General features: G+C 52.7%; 9 protein-coding genes. 1 reads left to right on the plus strand and 8 read right to left on the minus strand.

All coding sequences use genetic code 11. The features are described from left to right. Nucleotides 1-164 precede the first annotated feature (164 nt). From J1782_RS11815 to chaB, 3 genes are all read right to left on the minus strand, one after another. Nucleotides 165-2,411, minus strand: coding sequence for a TonB-dependent siderophore receptor (locus tag J1782_RS11815; protein WP_152327005.1), 2,247 nt, complete (start codon nt 2,409-2,411; stop codon nt 165-167). A gap of 266 nt (nt 2,412-2,677) precedes the next feature. Continuing rightward, nucleotides 2,678-3,367, minus strand: a complete 690-nt coding sequence (locus J1782_RS11820) for a gamma-glutamylcyclotransferase (protein WP_152327004.1) — start codon at nt 3,365-3,367, stop codon at nt 2,678-2,680. A gap of 351 nt (nt 3,368-3,718) precedes the next feature. Beyond that, a complete protein-coding gene (chaB, locus tag J1782_RS11825) occupies nt 3,719-3,952 on the minus strand; it encodes a putative cation transport regulator ChaB (RefSeq protein WP_165057850.1) in 234 nt (77 codons plus the stop codon). Nucleotides 3,953-4,431: 479 nt separating this feature from the next. On the opposite strand from chaB, the gene chaA reads away from it, so the two are divergent. Then, nucleotides 4,432-5,532, plus strand: a complete 1,101-nt coding sequence (gene chaA, locus J1782_RS11830) for a sodium-potassium/proton antiporter ChaA (protein ID WP_152327002.1) — start codon at nt 4,432-4,434, stop codon at nt 5,530-5,532. A gap of 101 nt (nt 5,533-5,633) precedes the next feature. Here chaA and phoH read toward each other — a convergent pair whose 3' ends face one another. The 5 genes from phoH to efeB form a co-directional block, all read right to left on the minus strand. Further along, nucleotides 5,634-6,422, minus strand: a complete 789-nt coding sequence (gene phoH / locus J1782_RS11835; RefSeq protein ID WP_152327001.1) for a phosphate starvation-inducible protein PhoH — start codon at nt 6,420-6,422, stop codon at nt 5,634-5,636. Between the two features lie 63 nt (nt 6,423-6,485). Next, on the minus strand, nt 6,486-6,932 hold the full coding sequence (locus J1782_RS11840) for a hypothetical protein (RefSeq protein WP_152327000.1): 447 nt from the start codon (nt 6,930-6,932) through the stop codon (nt 6,486-6,488). 192 nt (nt 6,933-7,124) lie between these two features. Next, nucleotides 7,125-8,387, minus strand: coding sequence for a chloride channel protein (locus tag J1782_RS11845; RefSeq protein ID WP_254303059.1), 1,263 nt, complete (start codon nt 8,385-8,387; stop codon nt 7,125-7,127). 73 nt (nt 8,388-8,460) lie between these two features. Continuing rightward, nucleotides 8,461-9,621: an N-acetylmuramoyl-L-alanine amidase gene (locus J1782_RS11850; RefSeq protein WP_217153206.1), complete on the minus strand. Its 1,161-nt coding sequence runs from the start codon at nt 9,619-9,621 to the stop codon at nt 8,461-8,463. A gap of 172 nt (nt 9,622-9,793) precedes the next feature. Then, the gene (gene efeB, locus J1782_RS11855; RefSeq protein WP_152326998.1) at nt 9,794-11,101 is read right to left on the minus strand and encodes an iron uptake transporter deferrochelatase/peroxidase subunit; all 1,308 of its coding nucleotides are present in this window, start codon (nt 11,099-11,101) and stop codon (nt 9,794-9,796) included. Nucleotides 11,102-11,202 lie beyond the last annotated feature (101 nt).

Genomic DNA, 11,202 nt, shown 5'->3' on the forward strand with positions numbered 1-11,202 from the left:
CAACCTACCAGAAAGTCTGATAAATACTATCGTTATGCATATTTTGCATAACGTTATCTGATTGGTTATTAATGAGTCAGGACGGGCGTTTGCCGGGGATTGTTACTGTACAAAATACGTGAAAAAACTCCCTTCCCCGGCGCAGGAAAGGGAGTGCCTTAAAATCAGAAGTCGTAGGTCGCGGAGAGCTTAAATTCACGCGGGTCACCTTGCGTCAGATAACCGCCCGTCGCTGATGCCCAGTATTTTTCGTTGGTGACGTTTTCCAGACTGGCACGCCATGTCAGCGTGTTTTGGCCGACCGGCATCACGTAACGCAAACCAAGATCCAGACGCGTCCAGCCGTCCACTTTCAGGCTGTTTTCTTCATCAGCATATTGCGAACCGGAGCGGATCACTTTGCCGAGCGCCGTCACACCGCTGCCGCCGGGAATATCCCATTCGCCACCAAGCACCCACTGGTAACGCGGAATACCCACCGCATCTTTGCCATTGTAAGCACCGTCCTGCGTTTGGGTCATTTCCGGGTTCATCCAGGTCACGCTGCCGTTCAGACGCACACCCAGCACCGGTTCGCCAAACACGTTCAGCTCTACGCCACGGTTACGGACTTCACCGTATGTGCCATATTCATAGGTGTCGCCGGTGGCGCGATACATACCGACCGGTTTCTTAATCTGATAAAGAGACAATGTGCCCGCAATACGGCCAAAGTCAGTTTTCACGCCGACCTCATCCTGTTTGGAGGTTTCAATGCCGGAAGCCTGACCACCGTTGGTGACGACTTTTCCGTTGTACGTGGTGCCTGACACTTCACCGGCCTGCAAGGCTTCGATGTGATTCGCGTAGAAGGAAACGTGTTCCCACGGTTTCACGACGAGGCCGAAGGCTGGCGTGACTTTCATCTGCTCAAAGGAGTCAGTTTCGGTTCCGGTGTAGCTGTAATCCTTCACGATGACGTTCTGGCGGCGCAGACCGGCAATCAGTTGCAGACGGTCGTCGAGCATCGATAAGGTATCGGAAACCGACACGCCGACGTTCTGGACACGGTTACGCAGCGCCGGATCGCCCATGCTACCGCCCGCATACAAAGTGGCCGGAGAGCTGGCGTCAACCGGATCATAAATATTGGTATTGATCGACGATGCCGACATGGTGTACGCAGTTTTGTATTTGCGGTACACGCTCGACATGCCCAGATTCACGCTGTGGCTGATAAAGCCGGTGTCGAATTTACCGCGGACACCCGCCTGCGTGGCAACGCTGTCAGAGACGTAAGGCACGGTGAGACGGCCCATGGTGGCGTTGCCGTTGTCATCTTTCAGCGTCGGAGAGCTGTAGTTACCGTATTCACGGTCATGGTTCATACCCACCGCGCCGTAAACGGTCCAGTCGTCTGCCACGTCGTATTCGGCTTTCAGCATACCGAATTCATTTTCCAGATTACTGGAAGCAAAATCCTGCCCGTAGTTTTTGGTCGCTGAAGGCGCATCCGGCACTTTGGTCGCATTGCCCAGATAGACAACCGGACGACCACCGTGAACAGTCTGTTTGGTCACGCCAAAATCAAAGGAAGAGCGGAAACGATCGCCGCGATAATCGAGGCCAACGGAGCCCATGGTCAGGCGGCGGTGTTCGTCATTAACAGCCGTTTCGCCTTCACGGTTCACGGCGTTGACGCGCACGCCCCACTGGTTGTTATCACCAAAACGACGACCGACATCCACCGCGCCGCCCACCTGAGAAGATGAGGTGTAATCAACAGTCACGCGGTTGACTGGCGTATCCGTGGCGCGTTTGGGTTCAATGTTGACGTTACCGCCCACGCCCGTGCCGCCCGGCGGTACGCCGTTAAGAAAGGCGCTGGAGCCTTTAAGCAGCTCCACGCGCTCTGCCAGTTCCATCGGCACCAGCTGCCGCGGCAATACGCCGTACAGGCCGCCGTAGGAAATGTCTTCGCCGTCTAACGCAAACCCGCGAATGTTGAAAGTTTCCGCGTAATTTCCGTAGCCGTAACCGGTCTGAACGCTGGCGTCGTTATTAAGCACATCACCAAGCGTGCGGCTTTGCTGATCCTGAATCAGTTTGTTGGTGAAACTGATGACGTTGAACGGCACATTCATGGCGTCCTGCTGACCCAGAACGCCGAGACGCCCGCCGTTGGCCACGTCGCCGTCAAGATATGCCGGCACCGGTGTCTCGCCGCCCGCTTTAAAATCGGTCTGTGCGGCAGTGACAGTAATGGTGTCGCCGGTTTTAGACGACGCCGTATCAACAGCGTCAGTCGCGGGTGTTGTGGTGGTGGCCGCATGTGCAGGCAGCGTAACCGCGGCCAGTGCGGCAGAGATCACCACTGGCAGCAATTTACGGGCGAAAACAGGCGTGTGAAAAATTTCACGTTGAGCGCGCATTGAGGATTCCCTGAAAAGTTCAATCGATAATGAGAATAATTATTAAAACCATTCGGATTATGCTCAGGCGTTTTGCAATTGCAACTGACTTTTCGTTAAAAAATCATAGTAAACAGGATGTTAATGGGGGTTTTAAGTATCAAACGGAAATCATAACGGCAGGAAACTAAGGCTAATCGCTTGAATTCAGAAAGATAAAAACGACTGCGGAGAAAGGAAACGCTGCGCAGGGAGCCCGCGCAGCGGAAAAACGTGTTTCAGGAAAATCAGCTCAGGCCGGGAACATCAAAACCGGGTGAAACAGACAGAAGCATTCTCACCTGTTTCACCAGCTCGCTCATGCAGTCATCCCGCATGCCGTAATTATTCAGCTCTTTTTCCAGCGCAAACAGATATTGCGCGTTGGTGCCCAGCGGTCCGCTGGCCTGCGCAATCAGCGGTGCGATAACCTGATAGTCAGTGTCAGCTTCATACTGCGGATGCGACGGATCCATGATAAAAACCAGCGCAGTGACTTTGCGCCCGTCGTCGAGCTCAAGCTCACACCACGTCGGACGGTAGCAGCCGGTCACCATTTCGCGTTTCCACAGCAGTTCAAGCTCTTCATGCAGTTTGTCTTCCGGCAGACGGAACGCCAGACCGGTGGTTTTTCCGCCGTCGCGCAGCGCCAGCATACGGCCCGGCTGGGCATGGGTTCCTCGCCCGGAAGTCAGACGTAAACAGAATGCACGGTGATAACCATGCAGGGTGGCAGGACGCGCCTCTTCGGAATCAAAGACCGGGTTCCACATCAGTGAACCGTAGCCAAAAATCCACACCGGGCTGTTGTCGGGGCGACGCGCCAGAGCACAACCTAATGAGGCGGCGCGTTGTTCAGGGGTCAGTAGCATCGATTCGTCGATATTGCCGAATGCTGTTTTACAATCTGCGTTACGCAGGAAATCTCGAGTTAACATTCATTCCCCCCTTCTGTACCACTTACTTTTGAACATGCCATGCTGTTAACGCTGTGTTCTCCGCTGTCGTGGGTGCGAGTGATATCTGTTATTGGACAAGCCCGGCATTTAACTGAGGCCGCCGTTTAAATTTTAGGAAGTTTAGTATTCCCGTGTTTGTTGAAACCTTATTCGTTTCTGTCGTTGCAATCAAGGTTGCGGGGGATCACAAAACGAAAATAAAGTGATTATTTTGTGAACATTGTAAGAATATTGACTTTTAAGCAGGGGATCAGAAAAAACGGGCGTGAGAAATAGTGTTTGGGAGGAGGAGTCCGGCAGGCCCGGCGTCCGGGTGCCTGCCGGGGGATATCAGGATTTCCTGGGGTGCCACTTGTCGTCATCCCCTTTTTCATAGCCATGTTTTACCGCAGCCCAGGCCACTTTATGCGCAGTTTCCTCACGCGAATCATCACCCTGCCGGTCTTTGGCTTTTGCATATTCGTCCCAGGCGCTGTTGAAGGCCTCTTTATAGATGTCCTGCGCGTGAGCAGGAAGGACATTTCGCACGGAATCGGGTAGCGCTGAGCGATTCTGATAAGGCATGATTATTCTCCTTTTTCATTACGTTCATCTTCATCACATTCATTGTGTGCTCAGTCTGTGCACAATAATAAGTCTAGCTGCTACCCTCAATGGATCCTGCCAGATTAGTCTGCGTTTCTGTTCTTTCGGGAAAAAAAAGCTGTTTTTTGCGCAGTAACCTTATGGGTATAGTAATCATTTACATAAATTGACGCATCACCAGCATTAAACACATAACAAAAACTAACTAACTGTTATTTATAACTTTAATTTATTAACAATAAAATTTAAGTAAAGAAAAAAGCACAGTTAATGCAAATTATCCACCAACAAATACTGACTAACTGATATTTCAATGACTAACATCAACTTTTTTCTGTTAACAGATTAATTTATCTACTATACTTAATGAGTTACATCTTTATGCTGCTATGCATTTTACTGACAACCGGGGACAGGCGGTTGTTACTTCGTGAGTGTTTATAAGGAGAATAATCATCATGGTGTCGTCACAGGAACATCCAAAAATCAAAACCCGCCATCAGGAATACTCCCTGATTTTCCCTATTGCCGCCCTGATTGTTCTCGTCCTATGGGGCAACAGCAGTAACTTCGCCTCCGTCGTGGGCATCAATTTAATTGCGCTGGTCGGTATTCTCGCCAGCGCATTCAGCGTTGTCCGTCACGCCGACGTCCTGGCTCACCGCTTAGGTGAACCCTACGGCTCGCTCATCCTCAGCCTTTCAGTGGTCATCCTCGAAGTCAGTCTGATTTCGGCCCTGATGGCAACCGGTGACGCCGCGCCCGCGCTGATGCGTGACACATTATTTTCCATCATCATGATCGTGACCGCCGGGCTGGTGGGTGTCGCCCTGCTGCTGGGTGGCCGTAAATTTGCGACGCAATACGTCAATCTCGGCGGCATTAAACAGTATCTGATGGCGATTTTCCCGCTGGCGGTGATCGTACTTGTTCTGCCCGCAGCCTTACCGGGCGGTAATTTCAGCACGCCGCAGGCGCTGTTTGTTGCGGTGATTTCCGCCGCCATGTACGGCGTATTCCTGCTGATTCAGACCAAAACGCACCAGAGCCTGTTTATCTATGAACATGAAGATGAAGGCGAAGAAGACGGCCACGGAAAGCCTTCTTCAAAAAGCAATCTGACGCACACACTGTGGCTGCTGGTGCATCTGGTGCTGGTCATTGCCGTCACCAAATTCAACGCCAATCCGCTGGAAAGCCTGCTGACTGAACTGAACGCGCCTGCGCAGTTCACCGGTTTCCTGGTGGCGCTGCTGATTCTTTCCCCGGAAGGTTTGGGTGCGTTAAAAGCGGTGCTGAAAAATCAGGTACAGCGCGCCATGAATCTGTTCTTCGGTTCGGTGCTGGCGACCATCTCTCTGACCGTTCCGGCGGTGACCGTTATCGCCACCCTGACCGGCCAGAACTTAATTTTCGGGCTGGACCCGGCGAACATCGTGGTCATGCTGTCGGTGCTGATTTTGTGCCAGATTTCCTTCTCGACAGGCCGTACCAATGTCCTGAACGGCACGGCGCATCTGGCATTATTCTGCGCCTATATGATGATTATTATGCTTTAACATTGGCTTATCCCTGCGAAGGGGTGAAGCATTATAAGAAAGGCCGCTCACAGGAGCGGCCTTTTTCATTATGTGATGCATTGTGGTGAGAATAAGGTTAATTACGAATAAGCATTCAGCGTTCTCTGGCACAATTCAGAGCGGACGCAGTCCTGTTTATCAAACTTAATGATGCCGACCATCTCGTCTTCTTCGAAGCGGGAAAGTGCATCGCTGAGCCCCGATACAACTCCACGTGGTAAATCACACTGGGTAATATCACCGTTAACTATAACCGTCACGTTTTCACCGAGACGCGTCAGGAACATTTTCATCTGACTGGCCGTGACATTCTGGGCTTCATCCAGAATAACCACCGCATTTTCGAAAGTACGCCCGCGCATATAAGCGAATGGCGCAATTTCAACCTTCCCTATTTCCGGCCGCAAACAATATTGCAGGAAGGAAGACCCCAGACGACGTAACAGAATGTCGTAGACCGGACGGAAATAAGGTGCAAATTTCTCTGATATATCGCCGGGCAGGAAACCGAGATCTTCATCGGCCTGGAGAACCGGACGGGTAACAATAATCCTGTCGATTTCTTTGTGAATTAATGCCTCTGCCGCTTTCGCAGCGCTGATAAATGTTTTGCCGCAGCCTGCTTCGCCGGTAGCAAAAATTAACTGCTTATTCTCTATGGCTGATAAGTAATGACCCTGAGCTTCAGTACGCGCTTCGATGACGGACGTATCGCGAGTGTCGCGAGCCATGCCAATCGATTCCAAACCGCCCATCTGTACCAATGACGTCACAGATTCTTCCTCGCGCTGGCGGTGACTGCGTGAATCATTACGAATTACACGTTTTGCTTCACGACGAGCTTTGATCACTGCTTTCTGTCTTCCCATAGTGGCACCTTACAGTTTGATTCACTTAACGCTAAGGCATAATGCCCGCACGGTTATGTTTCACTAACAAATGAGGTTTTGGTCTCCTTTTAGACCAAGTACAGCCATTGAATATCGTGAAGAGGAAAATAGACCAAAGCGATTATGAGATAATCTTTTGGCTGCTTTCTGTTCACAAGGAGGCATTGTCATATCCACCGAAAATAAAACTCTCAATGAAAGTAAAATCCTCGATAATGACAAACCGCTGACCCGCACAGTGAAATTGCCAGAATAAAAGCCAATGCGTTTCGCAGTTGTTTTAAAAGGGATGAAAGAGTCAGTTAAAGAACAGGGTTGATGGTGCGTGGATGATAACTTCTCTAAAAAGCGGTAGGAATATACTGAAAGTGTTTTGGTTAATATTGGAGAGTCGGAGGCCTTACCCTCGTTTGCTTTTACGCGACAACAACGAGTCAGTGGGTGAAGCATGTTATTTTCAATCAACAGCCCAAACATGGACTTTACCATTCGCGCTCCCCGCAGTGTTATTAACGGCAGTTGCCGGACACCTCGTGAAAACTTATCCCGTATATCCTGAAAACTACCGCGATATAATTTCAGTATAATGACAGCTGAAACATTTGCGTTACCAAAATGTAAAAAAATTTGTGACTGTCGTCAATAGGATCATGAGGATCTTTTTTACGATCCTCGCCCTGGTTATTTTTTATCCGTGATTTTACTGCATAAAGTAAAGCAGGCGACCGACCCGCTGACGGCAAAAAGGATCGGAATTAAGAAGTCATGATCCACCCGCGTGAACTCCATTATCAGCACAATAGCGGTGACGGGCATTTTCATTGAGGACGCCAGAAATGCCGCCGCGCCAATAATGGCAAATGCGCCCAGCGATGTTCCCGGCCAGAAAATATTCCACAGCGCGCCCAAAATACAGGCCAGCAATGCGCCATTGGATAATCCCGGCGTCAGTAATCCGCCCTGCGCCCCGGCGCGTAATGTGCTCCAGGTAATCACCAGTTTCCCCACCAGCACGGTTGCCGCTAACGCTACGGTAATCTGGTTATCAAAACTCAGCTGCGCCGGGCCTTTGCCGTTGCCCAGTAATTGCGGGAGCCAGCCCGCCAGAATGCCGATAAACGCAAAATTGAGCAGGTTATAGATAATCAGACGCGCATCGCGCGGGGCCTGCGCTTTCGCCCGGTTGGTCATCCGCGTAAACCCGTAAGCCGCAAGGCCAAATACCGGCCCCATGACCGCCGACCAGACCAGCAAGGCGGGTGTGGTGTTCAGCTGCATCAGGTGATATTGCGATTCGTTACCCAGCCCTGTCCACGCCACCAGCGCGGCAATAGAAGATGTTGCTATTGCAGGCAGCAACAGCGGCCAGCGGAACGCACCGAGCAGCACTTCCAGCACAAACACTGCGCCGCCAAGCGGAACGTTATACACCGCCGCCAGCCCCGCACCTGCACCGCAGGCAATCATGATTTGCGTTTCGCGCGCCGTCAGCCTGAAGCGCAGCGACAGCCAGTTTGCGCTGACCGCACCGATTTCGCGCGGCGCGACCTCACGTCCGAGCGGCGAACCGAGCGCGACGGTGATAATTTGCAGCAACGCATGAATCGTCGTGCTGACAAACGGCATACGCGGATTTTCTGATTTCACCGCCGCGGCAATGCTCACCAGCGGTTTTCCCCAGCGGTACAGCGCCCACCAGCCTGCGCCGGCAACCGCACCACAGATAATCAGCACGATCAGCCGCCGGCTGCGCGTGGCTTCGCTGACGCCCTGCAAAAAGCTTTCACTGCTGATGATAAAATCCGGACTGTAACCGAAGGCCAGATGCTGGATGTAGTGCAGGATCAGCGCCAGCATCATGCCACCGAGACCGGCCAGCACGCCGGTACACAATGTCGCGGCCGTCAGCCGCCATAACGGGCTGGAAATTTCGGAATTATTCAACGCAGGCACTCCGCATTTATATCTGATGTTTGGGTTCTCTAAACAGCTTACAAAACATCAGTTAAACCGCACGTCAGCTCAGCAAGTTATTTTTCTTTTCGTTGAGAAAATAACTGTTAATGCCCTCCGCCAGCGCCCTCGCCATCTTTTCCTGAAAGACCGGTTCGCCGAGCAGTTTTTCTTCCTGCTTGTTGGTGATGAAGGACGTCTCCACCAGCACCGACGGAATGCGCGGGGATTTCAGCACCGCGAAGCCCGCCTGTTCCGGATGCGGGCTGTGCATGTGATGCACTTTGACAATGTTCGCCGCCAGATGGCTGCCGAAATCCATGCTGCGGTGAATGGTTTCGTGCTGATCGAGGTCGAAAAGCGTCTCCTTCAGATACTCATCGTCGGTCTTAAAATCATTGTCATACAGCACGTCGACGCTGTTCTCGCTCTGCGAAAGATACCGCGCCATCGCGCTGCCCGCGCCGTGTTCTGACAGCGCAAAAACCGATGCGCCGGATACCTGATCGTTAGTAAATCCGTCGGCGTGAATAGAAATAAACAGGTCGGCTTCGTGCTGATGCGCCAGGCTGACGCGGTGATAAAGCGGAATAAAAACGTCATCCTGCCGCGTCAGCACCGCGTGAATACCGTGCTGCTGATCCAGCAAGGTTTGCAGCCGTTTGGCGATGTGCAGAACCACGTGTTTTTCATAGGTCCCTTCATTGCCAATCGCGCCGGGGTCCTTCCCGCCGTGGCCGGGATCAATCATCACCAGCAGGGGTTTTTCCGCCAGTGGCGCTTTGGTGGCTAAAGGCAAAGCCTGCGCTGCCGTTTGTGCAGCGAGGCCTTCCTCCGTGATGACAACCTTCATCACGCCGTTTTCTGTGGTGCGCGTGATCACCGGTTTACCCTTCACCGTCAGAACAATACGCGCCACGTCCGGGCTGAAATGGGCAATGCGCCCTTCCTCAATCCACGGGAATTTTTGGCGGACCACGGTCAGCGCATGTTCCAGTTCAGGCGGAAATGACGCCACCGGCATGTCGATCACCACCCGTTCCGGTGCGCCGAGCCTGAATACGCGGCTGCGTTTATCGGCGGCGGGCAGGGATACGGTAATCTGGCGCGCATCGGACATCATTGAAACGCGTACGGCCTTTTGTGCGGCGTACAGGCGCGGTGTCGCCAGCGACAGGCCAATGCCGAAAATCAGCAGTTTTCTGCGGGAATGGTTGATGGTCATAGCAGTCTCAGGGCAGGCATCGTGATAAAGCCGTTAACGATTTATCATCATGACATTACTGACGTTTTCAGGAGTGCGCGGGTGTATTAACAGGGCGTGAATTCGGTAACGAACGGTAAAAAAGATGACCGGTAATATTCCTCCCCCGCGGGGAACGGAGGAGGAAAACAAATCAGGCTTCGATCAGGGTTTGCCCCAGATAGTGATTTTCATCCGGGATGCCCGGCAGCGTAAAGAAGAAACCGCCGCCGACCGGCCGGATATATTCCTCAAGCGGTTCACCGTTCAGGCGTTTTTGTACCGTCAGGAAACCTTTCTCAAGATCGTGCTGATAGCAGACAAACAGCAGCCCCATTTCCAGTTGCCCGGAATTGGTGACGCCCAGCGAATAGCTGTAGCCGCGACGCAGCATCAGGTTGTCGTCGGTTTCTTTGGTGCGCGGATTGGCCAGACGAATGTGCGCATCCAGCGGGATCACCTTCCCTTCCGGATCTTTGCTGTAATCCGGCACATCATGCTCTTTTTCCATGCCCAGCGGCGCACCGGTCGCTTTGTGGCGACCAAAAATCGTCTGCTGTTCCTGAAGTGGCGTGCGATCCCAAAACTCAACGTGGAACGGGATCAGACGCGCCGCCTGATAACTGCCGCCGGTCGTCCAGCCCGGTTCGCCCTGATCGGCAGTTACCCAGATGGCTTTGTCCATCAGCGGTTTATCTTTGGCATCCGGGTTCGCCGTGCCGTCCTTAAAGCCCAGCAGGTTAACCGGCGTTTCTTTGCCCTGGCTGCGCGCGGCGTGGGAAGAAATAAACCCGTCACGACGCCAGCGCACGCTGAGTAAATCCGGCGTGTACTTGATGATGTCGCGAAGCGCGTGAACCACGGTGTCGCTGTTATTGGCGCAAATCTGCAACAGCAAATCGCCGTGGCAGAGTTTGGCATCAAGGGAATCATTCGGAAAACGCGCCATGCGCTGCAATTTAAGCGGTTTGTGAGCGGCCAGCCCGAAGCGTTCGTCAAACAGCGAATCGCCCACGGAAAGCGTCATGGTCAGATTATCCGGGTAGATTTCCGCGCCCATTACGCCCGAATCCATCGGCGGGAATTTCGGATCTACCGATGGCGCCGTGCCGCCGGTAGTCAGAAAGACAAAACGGGTATCGAGCAGACGGAATAGACGCTCGAGATCGGCTTTGGTGGTCGCGAGAACATCAAACGCCACCAGCATCATTGACGCCTGCTGCGGCGTTAAAATCCCTGCCTGATGTTCGCCGTAATAAGGCTGCTTGCCCCAGCGTTCATCGGGAGAAACGGTTCCCGGTGTGTACTCTTTTTTGGCACCCGGTGTTTTTTCTGCCTGCGCACCGGCCGCGCCGCCGAGGGCAAATGCCCCGCCTAACAATCCCACGCCTTTGAGTAAACGGCGGCGTGAAGAAGAAGTCGCGTCCTGTTGTACGGACTTATTATCGTTTTTATTGCTCATTGCTATGCCTCAGGAATTTAAAAGCTCCCTCCCCGGCGAAGGGGAGGGTTGGGGTGGGTATTAAAGCAAAATCAAAAAGTTGAAGTGTGCATCAGCCATTG

Origin of the sequence: Rahnella sp. BCC 1045, from assembly GCF_019049615.1 — a bacterium.
In the GTDB taxonomy this organism is placed as follows: Bacteria; Pseudomonadota; Gammaproteobacteria; order Enterobacterales; family Enterobacteriaceae; genus Rahnella; species Rahnella contaminans.